General features: G+C 71.0%; 12 protein-coding genes. 6 read left to right on the top strand and 6 right to left on the bottom strand.

Annotated features, from left to right (window positions below; all coding sequences use genetic code 11):
- Positions 1–202 precede the first annotated feature (202 nt).
- From FKR81_RS35005 to ctaD, 4 genes are all read left to right on the top strand, one after another.
- Positions 203–985, top strand: a complete 783-nt coding sequence (locus FKR81_RS35005; protein ID WP_407936566.1) for a slipin family protein — start codon at positions 203–205, stop codon at positions 983–985.
- Between the two features lie 59 nt (positions 986–1,044).
- Positions 1,045–4,938, top strand: a complete 3,894-nt coding sequence (locus FKR81_RS35000) for a tetratricopeptide repeat protein (RefSeq protein ID WP_146358529.1) — start codon at positions 1,045–1,047, stop codon at positions 4,936–4,938.
- The gene (locus tag FKR81_RS34995) at positions 4,935–6,290 is read left to right on the top strand and encodes a lipase/acyltransferase domain-containing protein (protein WP_146358528.1); all 1,356 of its coding nucleotides are present in this window, start codon (positions 4,935–4,937) and stop codon (positions 6,288–6,290) included. The genes FKR81_RS35000 and FKR81_RS34995 overlap by 4 nt, the downstream gene beginning before the upstream one ends.
- 62 nt (positions 6,291–6,352) lie before the next feature.
- Positions 6,353–8,119, top strand: a complete 1,767-nt coding sequence (ctaD, locus tag FKR81_RS34990; RefSeq protein WP_146358527.1) for an aa3-type cytochrome oxidase subunit I — start codon at positions 6,353–6,355, stop codon at positions 8,117–8,119.
- On the opposite strand, the gene FKR81_RS34985 is transcribed toward ctaD, so the two are convergent.
- On the bottom strand, positions 8,087–8,689 hold the full coding sequence (locus tag FKR81_RS34985; RefSeq protein ID WP_146358526.1) for a TetR/AcrR family transcriptional regulator: 603 nt from the start codon (positions 8,687–8,689) through the stop codon (positions 8,087–8,089). The genes ctaD and FKR81_RS34985 overlap by 33 nt on opposite strands.
- 52 nt (positions 8,690–8,741) lie before the next feature.
- Between FKR81_RS34985 and FKR81_RS34980 the strand changes: the two genes are divergently transcribed.
- A complete protein-coding gene (locus FKR81_RS34980) occupies positions 8,742–10,157 on the top strand; it encodes a flavin-containing monooxygenase (protein ID WP_222598502.1) in 1,416 nt (471 codons plus the stop codon).
- On the opposite strand, the gene FKR81_RS34975 is transcribed toward FKR81_RS34980, so the two are convergent.
- Both FKR81_RS34975 and FKR81_RS34970 read right to left on the bottom strand, forming a co-directional pair.
- Positions 10,084–11,796, bottom strand: a complete 1,713-nt coding sequence (locus tag FKR81_RS34975) for a beta-ketoacyl synthase N-terminal-like domain-containing protein (RefSeq protein ID WP_146358524.1) — start codon at positions 11,794–11,796, stop codon at positions 10,084–10,086. The two genes, FKR81_RS34980 and FKR81_RS34975, sit on opposite strands and share 74 nt — an antisense overlap.
- Entirely contained in the window at positions 11,793–16,088 is a 4,296-nt protein-coding gene (locus FKR81_RS34970; RefSeq protein ID WP_146358523.1) for a non-ribosomal peptide synthetase, read from the bottom strand. The genes FKR81_RS34975 and FKR81_RS34970 overlap by 4 nt, the downstream gene beginning before the upstream one ends.
- 306 nt (positions 16,089–16,394) lie before the next feature.
- Between FKR81_RS34970 and FKR81_RS34965 the strand changes: the two genes are divergently transcribed.
- The gene (locus FKR81_RS34965) at positions 16,395–16,781 is read left to right on the top strand and encodes a MauE/DoxX family redox-associated membrane protein (protein WP_146358522.1); all 387 of its coding nucleotides are present in this window, start codon (positions 16,395–16,397) and stop codon (positions 16,779–16,781) included.
- Here FKR81_RS34965 and FKR81_RS34960 read toward each other — a convergent pair.
- From FKR81_RS34960 to FKR81_RS34950, 3 genes are read right to left on the bottom strand one after another with little or no spacing between them, the layout of a single operon-like run.
- Positions 16,778–17,185, bottom strand: a complete 408-nt coding sequence (locus FKR81_RS34960) for a hypothetical protein (RefSeq protein ID WP_235922003.1) — start codon at positions 17,183–17,185, stop codon at positions 16,778–16,780. The genes FKR81_RS34965 and FKR81_RS34960 overlap by 4 nt on opposite strands.
- Positions 17,182–19,110, bottom strand: coding sequence for a vWA domain-containing protein (locus tag FKR81_RS34955; RefSeq protein ID WP_146358521.1), 1,929 nt, complete (start codon positions 19,108–19,110; stop codon positions 17,182–17,184). Before FKR81_RS34955 ends, FKR81_RS34960 begins: the two co-directional genes overlap by 4 nt.
- A complete protein-coding gene (locus FKR81_RS34950) occupies positions 19,107–20,492 on the bottom strand; it encodes a sigma 54-interacting transcriptional regulator (protein WP_146358520.1) in 1,386 nt (461 codons plus the stop codon). Before FKR81_RS34950 ends, FKR81_RS34955 begins: the two co-directional genes overlap by 4 nt.
- Position 20,493 lies beyond the last annotated feature (1 nt).

The following is a 20,493-nucleotide window of genomic DNA, read 5'->3' as shown; positions in this document are numbered from 1 at the left end:
GGGGCTCGCTGATCAGGCGAAGCCTTGCCACATCGAAAATGCCCTGTCAAGGCAGCTTTTCCGCCTTGACAGGGCATTTTCGATGTGGCGACCTCTGGTGATCAGCGAGCCCCTCCCCACCCCACCACCGCAAAGAAGCCAGCGACCAAGCACCGGGCGTAGCCTGAGGATCTAGAGGGACCAGCCAAGGGAGGCGGGGCTCGTGATCCTGGAGATTCTGGCGGGAGTTCTGGGGTTCGCGGCGCTGGGCACGGCGATGAGCGCCCGCGTCATCAAGCAGTTCGAGCAGGGCCTGGTGTTCCGCTTCGGCAAGCTCCAGCAGGCGGTCAGGGGCCCCGGCCTGACGATGATCGTCCCCGGCGTCGACTCGTTGAGAAAAGTCAACATGCAGATCGTGACCCTCCCGGTCCCCGCGCAGGACGGCATCACGCGGGACAACGTGACGGTCCGGGTGGACGCGGTCCTCTACTTCCAGGTGAGCGACCCGGCGAAGGCCGTCATCAACGTCGAGGACTACCGGTTCGCGATGCTCCAGGTGGCTCAGACGTCGTTGCGGAGCATCATCGGCAAGAGCGAGCTGGACGACCTGCTGTCCAACCGGGAGCACCTGAACCAGGGGCTGGAGCTGATGATCGACACTCCGGCGCTGGAGTGGGGCATCAACATCGACCGGGTGGAGATCAAGGACGTCGCGCTGCCCGAGAGCATGAAGCGCAGCATGTCGCGGCAGGCCGAGGCGGAGCGCGAGCGCCGGGCGCGGGTCATCACGGCCGACGGTGAGCTGCAGGCGAGCAAGAAGCTGTCCGAGGCGGCGGCCACGATGGACCAGACGCCCGCGGCGTTGCAGCTGCGGTTGCTGCAGACGATCGTCGAGGTGGCGGCCGAGAAGAACTCGACGCTGGTGCTGCCGTTCCCGGTCGAGCTGCTGCGGTTCCTCGAGAAGAACACGGCGATAGAAAACAAGCGTGAGGATTCGTCCGACTGAGGGAACCGGGCTAACAGATCGTCCGCCACAGCGACGCACCCTGGGGGGTGCGCTCAGGAATGAAGGGTCGGTTCGTCGGCATCGGCGTCGGGAACTACGCGGCGGTGCCCGAGTTGCAGCACGCCGTCGACGACGTGCGGTCCCTGCGCGCGCTGCTCAAGGACTACGAGGGCGAGCCGCTGGTCGACCCGACCGAGCAGGAGGTTCGCGAGCACCTCAAGGGCCTCACGATGCAGCCGCAGGACGGTGCCTCGCTCATCGCGCTGTGGAGCGGCCACGCGATGCCGCACGCGGGCAAGCTGCGGCTGCTCGCGAAGGACAGCAGGGGCAAGGCCGACGGGATCCTGCTCGACGACTTCGCCGCCGCGTGCGCGGAGTCCGGCGCGAACCAGTTGCTGATCATCATCGACGGGTGCTTCGCGGGCACGCAGCTCGACGAGGCGATGCGCATCGTGTCCGAGCTGAAGGCGGAGACGCCCGAGGAGCAGCACTGGATCGGGTTCCTCGTGTCCTGCTCGGCCGTCGAGACCGCGCGCGACGGGCTGTTCGGCGCGAAGCTGCGCACCCTGGTCAGCGAAGGTCCGCGCACGGACGACGACCTGCAGCGCTGGGCCGACCACATCGAGATGATCGACGGCGGTTCGCTCGGCATCGCGCTGCTGCGCGGCTGGGACTCCGACGTGCAGCGGCCGCGGTTCCTGCAGGACGGCGTGCCCGCGTCGATGCTCGCCAACCCGCGGCACCCGAAGAACACGCCGCAACGCGTGGTCCAGCGCATGCTGATGGCGGCGCGCGGCGGTGACTCCGCCGACGAGCGCAGCTGGTTCACCGGACGCCGGGAAGAGGTCGACAAGGTCGTCGGCTGGGTGAGGTCCGGGGTCGCCGGGCTGCGGGTCGTGACGGGCTCCCCCGGTACCGGCAAGTCCGCGATCGTCGGGCGCGTCGTCAGCCTGTCCAACGCGATCGAACGCGAGCACCTGCTCGAGTCCGGCACCGAGATCAAGCACGCCGACCCCGGTGAGGGCTCGGTGCACGCCCACGTGCACGCGCAGACGATGGACGCCAACCGGCTCGCCGACCTGATCAGCAAGCAGCTCGTCGCGCAGGGCCGCGTCCAGTCGCCCACCGGTCCTCGACGCGACGCGGCTGAGCTGGTCGGCGCGATCCAGAAGACGGACGGGCTCGTCATCGTCGTCGACGGGCTCGACGAGGCGCGCGGCGAGTCGTTCACGATCGCGACGACGCTGCTCACCAAGCTCGCACCGCACTGCACGGTGATCGTCGCGACGCGCGAGGTGCAGCGCGCGGCCGGCGGTGCTCCCCTGCTCACGGAGCTCGCCCCGGTCGAGACACTCGACCTCGACGACTACGACAGCACCGACGACGTGCACGACTACGTGCTGGCGCGGCTGGGCGACGAGAAGGCCGCGGCCCAGCTCGCCACCGAGCCCTTCTACACCGCGTGGCTGATCACCAACCAGCCGCGCGACGGCCTCGACCCCCGCCTGTCGCTCACCGCGGCACTGGAGAAGGAGCTGGACCGGGTGCCCGCCGCGCGGCCGCTGCTCAGCGCGCTCACCCTCAGCTTCGGCTCCGGTTTCCCCGAGCCCGAGTGGATCGCGGCCGCTTCCGCGTTGTGCGGTGAGCGGCTCACCAGCGACGACGTCGGGAAGGTGCTGGCCGAGCTGGGCAGCCACGTGGTGCAGGACCGCGAGGAGGGTGCCGAGGTCTACAAGCTCGCCCACCAGAGCTTCGCCGACCACCTGCGCCCGCCGTTCGCGCCGAGCCGCGAGCAGGTGTTCGCACCCGAGTCGGCGGTCGTGGCCGCCGCGCTGATCGACCGGTACACCGAGCTGATCGAGAGCGGCATCGCCGCGGACGCCGCCGGCTACCTGTGGAAGTACGCGTGGCGGCACTGCGGCCACGCGGGCCCGGACGGTCTGGCCGGCCTGAGGAAGCTGGCGGGTGAGAACCCGAAGCTGGTGCCGGACATCGCGCTCGCGGCGACGACGGCCGCCAACGAGCTGACCCACTGGGGCAGGCCGGTCGAGGCGGTCTCCCCGCTGGAGGAGGCGGCGGACCACTTCCGCGACCTCGTCCCGGTGGCGCGCATGTACCTGGCGGATCTCGCGTACGTGCTGAACCGGCTCGGCCAGCGCTACCGCGACGCGGGCAAGGTGCAGCAGGCGATCGCGCCCGCCGAGGAGGCCGTGCTCCGCTACCGCGAGCTGGTCGCGAAGACGCCCACCACCGCGGAGACGGTCACGCACAAGCGGCTCGCGCAACGCGTCGGCCGCTCGCACAGCAGCGAGAACGTCACGTACGTGCCGCACCTGAGCGTCGCGCTGGTCGACCTCAGCGACCTCTACGCCCAGTCCGGCAGGCGTGAGGCGCTGGCCACGGCCGAGGCCGCGGTGGCGCTGATGCGGCCGCACGCCGACGAGCCCGTGCACCGGCCGCCGCTCGCGAAAGCGTTGCGCTGCCTCGCCGCGCGATGCCACGAGATCGGCCGCTACGACGACGCGATGCGGCACTCCCGCGAGGCCGTCGGGCTGTACCAGCGGCTCGCCGAGTCCAACCCGGCGTTCCTGTCCGACGAGGCATCGGCGCTGCTGTCGCTCGGCCGCGACCACGTGGCACTGCGACAGCGGGCCGAGGCGGAGACCACGGCCGAGAAGGCCGCCCAGCTCAGCCGGCGGCTGGACGAGAACGGCGCGTACCGCCCACAGCTCGCCGAGGCGCTGCTGAGCGTCAGCAGCCTCTACGCCGTCATCGGCCGCTGCGAGGACGCGCGGGCCGCCGCCGAACGCGCGGCCAGGCTGGCCGAGGGTCTGCCGACGCACGGCGCGGCGGTGCTGAACCTCGCCAAGCGCTACCGCGACGCGAACCGCGCCGAGGAAGCCATGGCGACGGCGCAGCACGCGATCGAGACGTTCCTCGCCACCGACGGGCGCCAGCAGGACCTGGTGGCCGCGCTGAGCACGCTCGACACGGTGTGCGCGACGCTCGGCAGGCCGGACGTCGTGGACGAGACGTGGCACCGGGTGATCGCCAGATCCGGCAAGCCCGAGGCCGCGACGCTGCTCATGCTGCGCGCCGCGAGCGCGACGCCCGGTGACCGCGAGGCCGTCGGCTGGCTGCGGTCCGCACTCGTGCTCGCGGGCACGTCGCGGCTGCTGATCGGCGACCTGCACGACCTGGCGCGCAGGCACTTCGACGCCGCCGAGAACTGGCCGTGGCCGAACCTGCCCGGCTGGCTCACCGTCGACCGCGCGCTGCTGCGCACCGCACGCGACTGGGTGCACACGCCCACCTACCTGACCGAGCGCGACCACCTCGCCCAGCACCCCGAACTGCTCGACGCAGCGGCCGACGTCGCGATCGCCGAGGCGCTGCTCGGCGTGAGCATCAACGAGGCGCAGAACCTGCAGCAGCGCCGGACGACAGCGCAAGAGCAGGGCATCACCGAGGCCTACCGGCGGGTGCTGCTCACCAGCGTCGCGGACGAGTTCCTCGACGCCACGGGTGAACGGCGCCGCGAGCTGCTGCACGAACGCCGTGACGACCTGCTCACGACCGAGGCGATGGAGGTCGTGCACGGCAACCGGCCCGCGCACGCGTTGCTCACCATCGCCAAGAACACCCCGGACGTGCTGGACCAAACGTTCGAGGCGCTGGACCACCCGGCGCGGATCCCCGAGCTGCTCTACGACCTCGCCGTGGCGCACGCGGGCGCGCTGCGCGACGTGACTCTCGCGCTCGGCACGCACCCGGACGTGCCGCTGTACCGGGCCGTGGAGCGGATGCTCGCCGGCGACCAGGCCGCCGCGCGGACGTTCGTGCGCGGCGGCAGGCACCCGCTGCAGTGGATCATCGAGCTGACCCGGCTCGTCCCCGTGCATCCCGACCTGCTGACGCTCATCCGCATAGTGGCCGAGGAGGCCTCCTCATGAACGACCTCGTTGTCGTACTGCCCGGCATCCTGGGGAGCACCCTGCGCGACGAGAACGGCCCGGTGTGGGAGGTGTCCGGCCGGGCGGCGCTGCGCGCGGTGCTGTCGTTCGGGCGCAGCCTGCGCCGGATGACGCTGCCCGAGGACATCGGCGACGAACACCCCGGCGACGGAATCGAGCCGGTGGCGCTCATGGCCGACCTGCACGTGCTGCCGGGCATCTGGACGCCGCTGAAGGGCTACGACCGGCTCACGAAACGCCTGCGCTCCATCGGTTTCACCGAGGAGAAGGGCAACCTGCTGCTGTTCCCGTACGACTGGCGGCTGTCCAACCGGTACAACGGCGCCCGCCTCGGCCGCGAGGTGGAACGGGCACTCGGCAAGCTCAGGGAGACCCAGCCGGACGCGAAAGCCGTGTTCGTGTGCCACTCGATGGGCGGGCTCGTCGCGCGCTGGTACATCGAGAAGTGCGGCGGTCACGAGGTGACCCGCAAGCTGATCACCATCGGCACGCCGTACCGCGGCGCGGCGGCGGCCGTCGAGCAGCTGGTCAACGGCCTGCGCAAGGGCCTCGGCCCGCTCGCGATCGACCTGACCGAGTTCGCCCGCAGCATGCCGTCGCTGCACCAGCTGATGCCCGAGTACGCGTGCGTGGAGAGCCCGCACGGACTGCTCAAGACCACCGAGACCACGCTGCCCGAGCTGCGCACGAAGATGGTCGAGGACGCCATGGCGTTCCACGTGGCCATCAACAACGCCGAGGAGGCGCGGCCGGCGAGCGCGACGGCCACGCACGCGATCATCGGCGCGAAGCAGCCGACGGCCACGACGATCCGCATCGCGGACGGCAAGGCGACCCCGGTGCGCACCTACGACGGCCGCGACCTGTTCGGCGACTCGACGGTGCCGTCGGTGGGCTCGACCAGGCCGGACGTCATGCTCGACTCGAACGTGCTGCGCCGGGTGACCGAGCAGCACACCAGCCTGCAGGACAACCCGGCCGTGCTCGACGAGGTCGAGTCGATCATCACGGCGGTCGCGGTGCAGGTCAGGAACATCGAGTGGACGCACCCGAGGGTGACCGTCCCCGACCTGCTGCTGACGGGCGAGGACCTGCCGGTCGACGTGGAGCTCGACGAGGAGAACCGGCGCGCGGTGAAGATCGCGGTAACGGACGAAGCGGGCAGACTGGTCGAATCGAGGGCACCGTCCGTGGCCAGCGGGATCGTGTCGGCGCGGTTCCCCGGATTGGCCCCCGGCGCCTACTCCGTGCAGGTCAGCGGCCTGAAGCCGGGTGCTCCAGTGGCCGCGGTGACCAGTGCGGTGCTCGTCATGGATTGCCCAGAGGTCTGACCGGGAGGACGATGTTCGTCTGAGCGGCAGGAGGTTCCCCCGGAGGGAAGAGGGTCCAACAAGTGACCACGATCAAACCAACACCGGTGATCCCCCATCCGGGCGCGGCGCGAGCCCGTCCGAAGGGGTCCTACCTGCTGAGCCTGTTCCGGACGACCGATCCCAAGCAGATCGGGATCATGTACCTGGTCACGTCGTTCGCGTTCTTCATGGTCGGCGGCCTGATGGCGCTGCTGATGCGCGGCGAGCTGGCGCGGCCGGGCCTGCAGTTCCTGTCGAACGAGCAGTTCAACCAGCTGTTCACCATGCACGGCACGATCATGCTGCTGCTGTACGCGACGCCGATCCTGTTCGGATTCGCGAACTACATCCTGCCGCTGCAGATCGGGTCGCCGGACGTGGCGTTCCCCCGGCTCAACGCGTTCTCCTACTGGCTCTTCCTGTTCGGCGGGCTGACCGTGCTCTCCGGCTTCATCACGCCCGGCGGCGCGGCGGACTTCGGCTGGTTCGCGTACACGCCGCTGTCGAGCGCGGTGCACAGCCCCGGCATCGGCGGCGACCTGTGGATCATGGGTCTCGCGGTCAGCGGTCTCGGCACGATCCTCGGCGCGGTCAACATGACCACGACGATCATCTGCCTGCGCGCGCCCGGCATGACGATGTTCCGGATGCCGATCTTCACCTGGAACATCCTGGTGACGTCGATCCTGATCCTGCTCGCGTTCCCGATCCTCACCGCGGCGCTCATGGGTCTCGCGGCCGACCGGCACCTCGGCGCGCACGTGTTCGACCCGGACAACGGTGGCGTCATCCTGTGGCAGCACCTGTTCTGGTTCTTCGGCCATCCCGAGGTCTACATCGTCGCCCTGCCGTTCTTCGGCATCGTGACCGAGATCTTCCCGGTGTTCTCCCGAAAACCGCTGTTCGGCTACAAGGGACTCGTGTTCGCGACGCTCGCGATCGGCATGCTGTCCGTCGCCGTCTGGGCGCACCACATGTACGCGACCGGCGCGGTGCTGCTGCCGTTCTTCTCGCTCATGACGTTCCTGATCGCCGTGCCGACCGGCATCAAGTTCTTCAACTGGATCGGCACGATGTGGCGCGGCCAGCTGACGTTCGAGTCGCCGATGCTGTTCGCCGTCGGCTTCCTGGTGACGTTCCTCTTCGGTGGCCTGACGGGCATCCTGCTCGCGTCGCCGCCGGTGGACTTCCACGTCTCGGACACGTACTTCGTCGTCGCGCACTTCCACTACGTGCTGTTCGGCACGATCGTGTTCGCCACGTACGCGGGCATCTACTTCTGGTTCCCCAAGATGACCGGGCGGATGCTCAACGAGCCGCTGGGCAAGCTGCACTTCTGGACCACGTTCATCGGCTTCCACACCACGTTCCTGGTGCAGCACTGGCTGGGCAACGAGGGCATGCCGCGCCGGTACGCGGACTACCTGGAGAGCGACGGGTTCACGTTCCTCAACACGTTCTCGACGATCGGCGCGTTCATCCTCGGCGCGTCCGTGCTCCCGTTCGTGTGGAACGTCTTCCGCAGCTACCGCTACGGCGACCCGGCACCGCAGGACGACCCGTGGGGCTACGGCAACTCGCTGGAGTGGGCGACCACGTCCCCGCCGCCGCGGCACAACTTCAAGGAGCTGCCGCGGATCCGGTCCGAGCGGCCCGCGTTCGAGCTGCACTACCCGCACATGGTCGAGCGGATGCGCGACGAGGCGCACTTCTCCCTGCTCCCCCACGGCAAGCACCGCGCGGGCAAGGACAAGGTGACCGAGGAAGTGCTCGCCTCAACCCATCGGGACGGCACGGACCCCGAGTAGCACCCGCACGGTGTCGATGAGGACGCGCACGGACGGCGCGCCCTCCACGAACCGCTGCACGCCCAGCCCGATGCCCAGGCTGAGCAGGGCACGCGCCACGTCCGGGACCGGGAGCAGGGGCGTCAGCTCCAGCTCGGCCACCTGGGCCTCGATCAGCGCCGCCAGCGCGGCCGCCACGACCGCGTCGCGCTCGGCCAGCGCGGCGCGCAGGTCGGGGTCCTTGCGGGCCTGCAGGGCGAACTCGACCTCGAACTGGGTGCGCGGCTCGTCGCCGATCATCCGTTCCGCGTAGGCCTCGAACGCGGCCAGCCGGTCGTCGAGCGTGCCGGTGCTGAACACCGCGGCGATCGCGGAGATGCGCTCGGCGTACAGGGCGTCCAGCACGACGAGGCACAGCTGGTCCTTGCCGCTGAAGTTCGAGTACACCGCGCCCTTCGAGAAGCCGGCCGCGTCGGCGATCTTCTCCAGTGACGTGGCGTGGTAGCCGTCGGAGAGGAACAGCCGCTGCGCGGTCTCGCTCAGCAGCTCACGGGTGCGCGCCTGGCTCTCGGCGCGACTCAGTCTCGGCACGGCACGGATCATACGTTGACAGACCATCAGTATCGAAATACCGTCGGTATCTGTGACGGACGTGGTCGTGATCGGGGCGGGACCCAGCGGTATCGGTGCGGCCATCCGGCTGCGCGCACAGGGCTTCGACGTCGAGGTGCTGGAGAAGTCGCCCGAGCTGGGCGGTACCTGGCGGGACAACACCTATCCCGGCTGCGCGTGCGACGTGCCGTCGTCGCTCTACTCGTACTCGTTCGCGCCCGGCACGTGGTCACGCGCCTTCGCCGGGCAGCGCGAGATTCTCCAGTACCTCAGGATCACCGCCGAGCGGCACGGCGTCCGGCCCCGCTACGGCACCGAGGTGCGCAGCGCCGAGTGGGACGGCGCGCGCTGGCTGATCAACGGTGAGATCAGCGCGCGCACCATCGTCTCCGCCACCGGGCCGTGGCACGAGCCGAAGATCCCCGACGCCGGACCGTTCGAGGGCGAGGTCTTCCACTCGGCGCGCTGGAACCACGACTACGACCTGCGCGGCAAGCGCGTCGCCGTCGTCGGCACCGGCGCGTCGGCGATCCAGTTCGTCCCCGAGATTCAATCCACAGTGGACCAGCTGTACCTGTTCCAGCGCACCGCTCCCAGGGTGCTGCCCAAGCCGTCGGCCAAGCTCCCCCGCCAGGTGGTGTTCGGGATCATGGAGCTGTTCAGCGTCGGCTTCCGCCACCCGCGGATCATGAAGCTGGTGCAGAAACTGGGCACCTACAACCTGCGGAGGGCCATCGAGGACGACGAGCTGCGCGCGCACCTCACCCCGGACTTCGTGCTCGGCTGCAAGCGGCTGCTGATGTCCAACACCTACTACTCCGCGCTCGCGCGGCCGAACGTCGAGCTCGTCCCGCAGGCCGTGCGGTCGTTCACCCCCAACGGGATCGTCGCGGCCGACGGCACCGAACGCGAGGTCGACGCGGTCATCTTCGGCACCGGCTTCCACTTCAGCGACCCGTCCGTGGCCAAGCGGGTCGTCAGCGGCGGACGCACGCTCGCCGACGTGTGGCGCGGCAGCCCGCAGGCCTACCTCGGCACCTCGGTGCACGGCTTCCCGAACCTGTTCCTCCTGCTCGGCCCGAACCTCGGCACCGGGCACTCGTCGGCGTTCACCGTCATCGAGACGCAGCTGAACTACATCACCAGCGCGCTCACCGCGATGCGCGCGGCGGGCTGGCCGGTCGTGGACGTGCGCGAGGACGTCCAGCACGCCTACAACACCGAGGTGCAGCAGGCACTTCAGCGCACCGTGTACAACGCGGGCGGCTGCGTCAGCTACTACCTCGACGCCAACGGCCGCAACAGCACCATGTGGCCGTGGTCCACGATCCGCATGATGCGCCGCATCCGCGACTTCGACCCGGACGACTACGTCACGGCAGGTGGTACCGCTGCCGCTCGAACGGGTAGCCCGGCAGCGGAACCCGCCGAGCAGCCCCGGAGCTGAGCGCGTCCCAGTCGACCTCGGCACCGCGCGCCCACACCGACCCCACGAGAGCGAGGAACGCCGGCTCGTCGACCGCCGTGGACACCTCCACGACGAACGCCGAGACAGCGGGCACGGCCGGGCACATGTCGTCCACCATGGACAGCCAGTGCCGCTGGTCGGTCACCTCGTCCTCGGTGACGACGGCGCCCGTCGCACCGGACAGCAGCGGGAGTTCCCCCGCACGCGGCTGAGCGTTGCACACCGCCTTCTCATAGGACTCCGGGCTCTCCCGCGCCTTCGCCAGCGCGAGCGCCTCGTCGAGGGTGAGCGTGCCCGCGACGCACGCCGCCGCGTACTCGCCGAAACCGGTGCCCAGCACGGCGACCGGCCTGATGCCGGCGTTCATCAGCCGCAGCGCGGTGAGCACGTCCGACTCGATCGACTCGCCGGTGAACGAGAACACCAGCGACGCGAAGTCCGGACGGGTCACCGGCGCGACCTCGAACTCGCCGTCGCGGCACACCGCGAACGTCCGGTGCCCCAGCTCGCGCCGTCCGGACCGCAGGGTGTGCGCCACGTCGGCCATGCGCACCTCGTTGACCCGCAGGTGCTCGCGCAGCTGCTCGGCGAGCACGCCGAGTGCCGCGGGTGTCTTGGCGGAGAACGGGAGCAGGTGCCACTCCACGTCGTCGGGGGCCTGCGATCGGCGTGGTGCCTGACCGAGCACGACGTGCGCGTGCACACCGCCGGACCCGGACGCGGCGACACCGGCCAGCCGTCCATCCGGCATCGAGCCGACCGCCGGGAAGCCGGGCACCGACGGCTCCCACCCGTGCTCGACGGCCAGCGCCGTCCTGATCAGCGACACCACCGCGGCCGCCTGGCCGAGCTCCGTCGAGCTGGCCGACCCCGGCATGGCCATCGGGTACACCTCGTCCCACAGGGCCGCCTCGGCCGCGTCACCGGGCCGGTGCGGCTCGACGTGCCCGACGTCCTCCGGTTCGAGGCCCGCCACGGCCAGCGCGGCGAGCGCCGCCTCCCGCGCGCCCGCCGAGCCGCAGCTCGCGGGGCCGACGCGCCGCCTGCCGTCGTTCGCCACGGCGGAGCCCTTGATCACGGCGTGCACGTGGTCGCCGGACGCCAGCGCGTCGGCGAGCCTGCGCAGCACCACGACACCGGTTCCGGCGCCCTCGTCGTCGACCGACACGCCGCCCGCGACGGCCAGATCGCATTGGTAGCTCAGGAGGTCCTGGCACGCCATGTGCACCGCGACGAGCGACGACGCGCACGCCGCCTGCACGGTGACGCAGGGGCCGGTCGCGTTCAGCTCGTACGCGGCGCGCGTGACGAGCCCGTCCGGTGTGTTGCCGAACAACGGGTCGTGGCCCGCGCGCGGATACACGTGCCGCAGGTAGTACCAGCTCAGGTTGGTGGCGCCGTAGATCCCGGCGACACCGTCCCAGCGGTCCAGCACGCGACCAGCGCGTTCCATCGCGTGGTAGGCGCATTCGAGGAACAGCCGGTGCTGCGGGTCCAGCTCCGCGGCCTCGGTGTCGGTGCAGCCGAAGAATCGCGCGTCGAACTCGAAGGGGTCGTCGGGCAGGCGCGCGGCCATCCCGACGATGGCGATGTCGGTGGAGTTCACGGACGTGGTCAATGCAGTCCTTTCCCCGCACGACCCTGACGGGCCGCGCGTTGACAGGCCGCGCGCTGACGCGCACGGGAAACCGTGGTCCGGTCGCCTTCGCCGAGGTGGGCGGCGAGCTCGGCGACCGTCGGATGGGCGTAGAGGTCCACCAGCGGGACCTCGCGCCCGACCGCCGTGGTCAACGCGGCCTGCAGTCGGACCACCAGCAGCGAGTCGCCGCCGAGGTCGAAGAAGTTGTCCCGCACGCCGACCCGCGCGCGGCCGAGAAGGTCGCACCAGATCGCCGCGATCCGCTGTTCCAGCACCGAACCCGGCGCGAGGTCACCGGGGTCGATCTCCTCAGGCCGCGCTAGAGCGGCCAACGCGCGCCGGTCGAGCTTGCCGTTCGGGGTGGCGGGCAGCCGGCGGAGGCGGTGGTAGCTGGCCGGAACCATGTACGGGGGCAGAGTGGTCGTCACGTGGGCGCGCAGCGCGGCGGCCGGCACGTCGCCGACGACGAACGCGGCCAGTCTGCCGGACACCGCGACCACCGCGCACGTCCGGACGTCCGGGTGCCGGGCGAGCACGGACTCGACCTCACCCGGTTCGACCCGGTACCCGCGGATCTTGACCTGGTCGTCGGTGCGGCCGACGTACTCGAGCTGCCCGTCGGGCCGCCAGCGCACGAGGTCGCCGGTGCGGTAGGTGCCGTCGAACCGTTGCCCGTGCAGGTATCCCAGTGCCACACCCGGCCCGCTGATGTGCAGCTCGCCCGCGACGCCCACCGGGACGGGCCGGTGCCACGCGTCCAGCACGCGCACGCGGGTGTTCGCGATGGGACGGCCGATCGCCGGGATCCCGTTGCCGGACGGCAGTTCGCACGTCGTGGCGCACACCGTGGTCTCCGTCGGTCCGTACGCGTTGATCATCCGGCGGCCGGGCGACCACCTCGCCGCGGTCTCCTCGTCGCACGCCTCACCCGCGACGATCAGCGTGGTACCCGCGGGAATCGCTCGTGGTGGCAACGCTTTCAGCACCGACGGCGGCAGCGTGATCTGCGTGATCCCGTGCTCAGCCACCAGCTTCCCGAAGTCTGGCCTGCCCGGTGGTGCGATGACGAGCGTGGCGCCGTTCAGCAGAGCCCCCGCGATCTCCCACAGCGCGGCGTCGAAACCCGGTGACGCCCACTGGAGCACCCGCGTGCCGGGCTCCGCCGGTTGCGCGGCCACGAGGCTCGCGATGCCGCGGTGCGTGACCTCGACGCCCTTCGGCGTGCCGGTCGATCCGGAGGTGTAGATCACGTACGCCGTCGCGTCGAGGGGAACGTCGATTAGTGGTGGTGTGCTGGGAGAACCGGTGGCGTCCGCCTCGTCGAGCACGAGCCTCGGGTCCGCGTCGCGGTGGATGTGCGCGACGCGTTCCGCCGGGTAGTCCGGGTCGATCGGCACGTACGCGGCGCCGGCGCGGGTCACGGCGAACATCGCGGTGACCAGGCCGACCGACCTGCGCATCGTCAGCACGACCCGGTCCCCCGGTGTCACGCCCCGGGCGATCAGCTCGTGCGCCAGGCGGTTCACGTTCGCGTTGAGCTGTGCGTACGTCAGCTCGGTGTCCTCGCAGACGATCGCTGTCACGTCCGGTGTTCGCGCGGCCTGGTCGGCGAGCAGGTCGGGCAGTGTTCGTCGCGGCACGTCGACTGTCGTGTCGTTCGCCTCGGCGAAGAGCCGGTGCTCCGCGGGATCGAGCAGGTCGATCTCGCCCACCGGCCGGTCGCCGGCGGTGACCGCGCGCTCGAAGCGGCGCAGGATCGTCTCGGCCTCGGCGCGGGTGAACAGGTCGGGCCGGTAGGTCAGCCGCAGGTGCAGCCGTTCGCCGGGCGTCACCGCGAGCGCGAGCGGGTAGTGCGGCGCGTCGAACGACTCGAACGCCACGTCCGCCGGGAAGTTCTCCAGGACCGTCGCGGTGTCGAACAGCGGCCCGGTCTCGCGCTGGATCGCGGCGAGCCCGAGGTGCTGGTGCGCCAGCAGGTCCGCCTGCTCGGCCTGCACCCGGCGGAGCAGGCGCGGCATCGTCTCGGCGGGGTCGAGCCGCACGCGCGTCGGCACGGTGTTGATCAGGCAGCCGACGACGTCCTCGACGCCCGGCACCTCGGGCGAGCGGCCGGAGACCGTCGACCCGAAGACGACGTCGTCACGGCCGGTCAGCACGCCGAGCGTGACGGCCCACGCGACCCGCACCACCGTCCCGAGCGTGATCCCGTGGTGCCGCGGCGGATCCACCTCGGCGTGCACGGCCTCGTGCGGTTGCTTCCCGTCCGCGTGCGCGACGAGCGTCGGCTCGTCCAGTCCCGCCAACGCCTTCCGCCACGCCTCCTCGGCCGGGCGGCGGTCGCGCGTCGCGAGCCACGCGAGGTGGTCGCGGAAGTCCGCGGCCGGCGGCAGTTCGGCGCCGTCGTGCAGCGCGAGGAGGTCGCGCACGAGCACCGGCACGGACCAGCCGTCGAACAGCAGGTGGTGGTAGGTCAGCACGAGCCGGTCGCCGTCGAGCCCGACCCACAGCGTCGTGCCGTCGCCGATCGTCTGCACGGGCCCGTTCGGCCGGTTGTGGAAGCGTGCGCGCAGTGCCGCGTGCCGGGCCACGAGCTCTGCTACCGCCGCATCGAGTCGTGCCGGGTCGAGCGGCCTGCCGACGGCGACCACCAGCCGCACCGCGTAGCTGTCCGCGTCGAGCAGGGCGTGGAAGAACATGCCCTCCTGCAACGGGGTCAGCGGCAGCTCGCGGCCGAACGCCACCTCGGGCCGTCTGGTGTCGACCGGTTTCGCGGTCTGCGCGAGGTGTTCGACGTCCAGCCGCAGCACGTCGCGCACGGTCAGCTCCCAGCCGTGCGAACGCATCCGGCTGACCAATGCGATCGCCGTGACGCTGTCGCCACCGACCTCGAGGAACCGGTCCCGCACACCGACCTCGCGTCCGAGCACGTCGTGCGCGACGCGGCACACCAGTTCCTCGGTCTCGGTGCGCGGCTCACCGCCGTGCGTGGCCCGTTCCGGTGCCGGCAGCGCGGCGTGGTCGATCTTGCCGCTGGTGGTGAGCGGCAGCCGGTCCAGTGCGACGATCGTGTGCGGCACCATGAAGTCCGGCAGGGTGGTGGTGAGCTCCTGCCTGACGTCACGACCGGAGTTCGGCACGAGGTACGCGACGAGCGCGCCGTCCCTGACCACCACGGTGTTCTGCCCGAACTCGGCCAGCGCGGCCTCGACCTCACCCAGCTCGACCCGGAAGCCGCGGATCTTCACCTGCCGGTCGGCGCGGCCGAGGAAGTCGAGCGAGCCGTCCCACCGCCGCCGCACGAGATCGCCCGTGCGGTACCGGCCGCCCGCGAACCGCTCGGCCGTCAGCTCCGGCTGGTTCAGATAGCCCTTGGCGACGCGGGTTCCGGCGAGGTGCAGCTCACCTTCCCGCGCGGACCGCCCGTGCTCGTCGAGCACGTGCGCCTGGACGCCGTGCAGCGGCGTGCCGATCGGGATGGGGCCACCGGTGCCGCTGATCGGGTGCCGGGTGGCGAACACCGTGGTTTCCGTTGGGCCGTACACGTTGCAGACGGCGGTGCCCGGACACGCGTCGAGCACCTCCCTGACGGCGGCGGGCGCGACGACGTCACCGCCGACCAGCACCTCGCGGACACCGCGGAAACAGGCCGGATCCTCCCGTGCGATCACGTCGAACAATGCGGCGGTGAGGAAGAGCGAAGTGATTCGGTGTTCTCCGATCTCGTGCCGCACCGAAGCGGTATCGACATCACCCCGGTGGAGAACGACCGTACCGCCGCGCAACAGCGGCACCCAAATCTCGAACGTGGCCGCGTCGAATGCGGTGGACGCAATTGCGAGAACGCGTTCTTGATTGCGCCAGCAAGGGTCCAGCGCGAGAGCGGCCACGTTGTCGTGGGTGACCATGACGCCCTTGGGCCTGCCCGTCGACCCGGACGTGTACATGACGTACGCCAGGTCCTCGTCGACGTGGCCCGCGATGTCGTCGAGGATGAGCTGCTTGCGGACCTCCGGCCAGCGCGAGTCCAGCGGTACGTAGGCCGCGCCCGCGATCAGGACACCCAGGATCTCGACGACGTGCTCGACCGACCGGGGCGTGCTGACCGCGACCAGCTCACCCGGCCGCACCCCGCGTGCGACGAGCTCCCGCGCGAGCTCGCCCGCGCGCACATGAAGGTCCACATAGGACACTTCTTCGGCGCCGCAGACGAGGGCGATCGCATCGGGATTTCGGACTACTTGCTCTGCGAACAGTTTCAGCAAGGTTCTCATCGCACCCAGCACGTGAACGCACCGGTCTTGGTTCGCGTGTTCCGATCAACGGGGAAATCCTTGCGACGAGCGGATGACCGGTGTCTACGTTAGTTACGAACGTCCTTTTCCCAGTACCCATTTCGGGTGTGGCCGAAAGTCACTACCAGTCGAGCGTATCCGATCACTACGGTCGCCGCTGGCTTCGACGTCGAAACGGGGGGTGATGCCGATGTGGATCGGGTTCGAACTGCTGACCAGGCTCGTGGTGGGCGTTCTGCTGCTGGTCGCCGGATTTGCGAAACTCTCGTCCACGCCCGTGTGGCCGTGACCGGCGCGGTGGTCAGCGGCCTGGTGCGCGGGCTGAAGATCTCCTGCGGCTGCTTCGGCACGCTCGGCGAGCTGATCCGCAACGCGGTGCTGCTCGCCGCGGTGACCGCCGTGGCGCTGCACGGCTTCTCCCGGATCGGCGTCAGCGGCTTCTCGCCCGCGATCCAGCTCGCGGCCGTCGCGGCGGCGGCCACCGTGTTCGGTGCCGTGTTCCCCGAGTTCGGCGCGGCCAAGGCCCAGGCAGGCGTCATCGACTGCGTCAAGTGCGTGCGGATCTTCACCGAGTGCGAGCTCAAGTGCGCGCAGAATCCCGCTGACATCGAGACCTGCACCCAGAACTGCGCCACCGCGCTGGAGGACTGCCGGCAGAACTGCAACAACTAGCGGCCCGAGGTGTGGTTGGGAGGTCGCTCTCCCAACCCGCTCAGCGTTGCCCCGGCGACCGCGCCGAACACGACGTGGTCCAGCCACTGGGGCCATTGCGGCAGCGCGCGAATTTCGGCCGGGGCGAGCACGCCGAGGTCGAGTGCGGCGATCAGCAGGCCCGCCACCGCACCGCTCGCCGCGCCCAGTGGTCGTCGCCGGTGCGCGGCCGCGAGCACGAGCGTCCACCAGGCGGAGATCAGCACGTGCGCCGCGACTCCCGCGGCCACCCCAGGTCTGCCCAGGATCGCGCCCGCGGCACGGGTCGCCGCCAGCGGGTCGCGACCGGTGAGCAGCGCGTGCGCGGTCGACGGCGCGCCGCCGATCACCGCCGCGAGCGCCCAGGCCCGCACCGCGGCTTTCACGACCTTCGCCTGGACCTCAGGTAGTCGCTCACCACCGCGGCACCCAGCCCGTCCTCACCGGGCGCCACCACACGACCGCCGCTGCGCCGGGCCACGAGGTCGACGAACGCGGCCAGCCTGGGGTCGTCCCCGAGCATGAACACGGTGATCGTCGCGCCGAGCCGGGCCATCGAGTCGACCTCGGCCAGCGTGCGCGCCAGGGTCCTGGGCAGCGGCGGGTAGGTGAACTCCGCCTCGCCGTCGGCCTCCAGGTGCGCGGTCGGCTCGCCGTCGGTCACGACCAGCACGACCGGCTGCGCGTCCGGGTGGCGGCGCAGGTGCCGTCCCGCCAGCAGCAGGGCGTGGTGCAGGTTCGTGCCCTGCTCCCACACGCCTTCCAGCGCGGTCAGCTGTCCTATGTCGACGGTCTCCGCGTAGCGGCCGAACGTGATGAGCTGCAACGCGTCCGTGCGGAACCGGGTGCGCACGAGGTGGTGCAGCGCCAGCGCGGTGCGCTTCATCGGCACCCAGCGGCCGTCCTGGACCATCGACCACGACGTGTCGACGCACAGCGCGATCGCGGCGCGCGAGCGTTGCTCGGTCTCGGACACCTCGACGTCCACGACGTTGAGCTTCATCTCACCGGACCGCAGCACCGCGTTGCGCAACGAGCGCGGCACGTCCCACGGCTCGGTGTCGCCGAACTGCCACGGGCGGGTGCTGCCGGTCAGCTCACCGGCCGCGCCCGCGCGCCTGCTGTCGCGTTCGCCGCGCCGGCGGATCTTGTCGATCACGCCGCGCAGCGCCGTCTCCCCCAGCCGCCGCAGTGCTTTCGGGGTGAGGCGCATCGAGCCGTCGGGTGCGCGTTCGAGGATGTTCTGCTGGCGCAGCTGGCGTTCCAGGTCCGCGAGACGGCGTGCGTCGACGGACGCCTCCTGGCCGAGCTGGCGTTCCAGCGCCTCGAGGTCGATGTCCTCCAGGCGGGCGCCGGGGTAGGACTGCGAGAGCTGCTCGGCCAGCGCGTCCAGCTCCGCGAGGTCGGCCATCGCCTGCGCGCCCTCGCCGAGCCCGAGCGGGTCCTTGCCGCGGAACCGCGCGGAGGACGTCCAGTCCTCGCCCGGCCGCAGCGACTGCAGCATCGAGTCCAGCCGGGACAGTTCGGAGCCGATGCCGGACGACCCGAACGCCTGCTCGCTCAACGAGGCCAGCTCGGCGCGCTGCTCGGCGGTCATCGAGTTCATCATGCGTTGCGCGGCGGCGGAGCGGGCGGCGAGCGCGTCGATCAGCTCGTCGACGTTGCGCGGGTTCTCCGGGAAGAACTCGCCGTGCTTGCGCATGAACTCGTCGAAGAGGCGCGGTGTGTCCGGCGAGCCCTTGCCGTGCGCGTCGAGGAGTGCGTTCAGGTCGCGCAGCATCCGCTGGATGCGTTTGACGTCCTGGCGCTCGACGCCCTGCAGCGCCTGCTTCATGCCCTGGAAGCGCTGGTCCAGCAGCTCACGGCCGAGCAGATCCTGGATCTTCTCGTACGACTCGCGCGCCTGCGGCGATTGCCAGTCGTACTCGGCGAGCTCGCGGACTGCGGCCGCGGTGCCCGGCGGCAGCGCGTCGAGCTGCGCCTCGCGGAACCGCGCGTCGTCGGCCGGATCGGGGAAGAGCGCGCGGCGTTCCGCTGCCAGCGCGTCGTCCAGCAGCTTGCGGATCTCCTGGAGCGTGCCGTCGAGCCGGTGCCTGCGCTGGATCGCGGCCCGCCGCTGCCACAGCCTGCTGGTCAGGTCGTCGAGGCCGCGGGTGCCGTCCACGCCGCGGCGCAGCAGCTCGCGCAACGCCGACGCCGGTGACGCGCCCTCCATGATCTCGCGGCCGAGGTCGTCGACGGCGGCACGCAGGTCGGTGGGCGGCGCGAGCGGATCCGCGCCGCCTCCCCAGCGTCCGTACCGGTACCTCACCCGTAGACCTGTCGCTCGTCGTCCTCGTCCTTCGCGAGGTTGCGCGTCAGGTAGAGCGACTCCAGCGCCAGCTCGACGGCCGACGCGATCCGCCCGACCGGGTCCTTCGGGCCCGCGCCGAGCCGCGCCGCGACCTCGTGCAGCACCGGCAGCTCCGGCAACGCGGCGAGCAGGTCACCCGCGTGCACGCGGTCGCCGGTCGCGACGGGGTGCCCGTCGGACACGGTGTGCGCGAGCGTCCGCAGGTCGAGCCCGGCGAACCGGGCGCGCGCCGTGTCCGCGATCGAGCGGCGCAGCAGGTGGATGAGCACCTCGTCCTCGCGCCCCTCCTCACCAGCCTCGAACTCGAGCTTGCCGCGCAGCACGTCCGGCACCGACAACAGGTCGACCGGCCGCGCGACGGCGGGCGTCTCACCGATCAACGCGCTGCGCCGCAACGCCGACGCGGCAACGGTTTCCGCCGCCGCGACCGCGAACCGCGCGGACACGCCCGACCGCTGGTCGATGGACGACGACTCGCGCAGGTGCCGCACGAACCGGGCGATGATCTCCAGCAGGTGGTCGCCGACCTCGGCGACCAGCTCGGCCTCCTGCCGCACCAGCGCCACCTCGTGCGTGATCTCCAGCGGGTAGTGCGTGCGCACCTCCGCGCCGAAGCGGTCCTTCAGCGGCGTGATGATGCGGCCGCGGTTCGTGTAGTCCTCGGGGTTCGCGGTCGCGACGAGCAGCACGTCCAGCGGCAGCCGCAGCGTGTAGCCGCGGACCTGGATGTCGCGCTCCTCCATGACGTTGAGCAGCGCGACCTGGATGCGTTCGGCGAGGTCGGGCAGCTCGTTGATCGCGATGATGCCGCGGTGGCTGCGCGGCAGCAGGCCGTAGTGGATCGTCTCCGGGTCGCCGAGGCTGCGGCCCTCCGCGACCTTCACCGGGTCGACGTCGCCGACCAGGTCACCGACCGAGGTGTCCGGCGTGGCGAGCTTCTCGGCGTACCGCTCGTCCCGGTGCCGCCACTTCACGGGCAGGTCGTCGCCCTCCTGTTCGGCGCGCCGCTTCGACTCGGGCGTGATCGGCTCCAGCGGGTGCTCGCCGAGCTCACTGCCCTCGATGACCGGGGTCCACTCGTCGAGCAACGTCACGATGGTGCGCAGCAGCCGCGTCTTGCCCTGGCCGCGTTCGCCCAGCAGGACGACGTCGTGCCCGGCGAGCAACGCCCGTTCGAGCTGCGGCAGCACCGTGCGCTCGAACCCGACGATGCCCGGCCACGGGTCACGTCCCTCGCGCAGCGCCGCGAGCAGGTTCTCCCTGATCTCCGTCTTCACGCCGCGGGGCAGGTGTCCGGCGGCGCGCAGTTCGCCCGCCGTGCGGGGCAGGTTCTGGGTCACC

The organism is Lentzea tibetensis, assembly GCF_007845675.1.
Lineage (GTDB): Bacteria > Actinomycetota > Actinomycetes > Mycobacteriales > Pseudonocardiaceae > Lentzea > Lentzea tibetensis.
The sequence above is the reverse complement of the archived record's forward strand: the minus strand, read 5'-3'. Positions and strand labels throughout refer to the sequence as shown.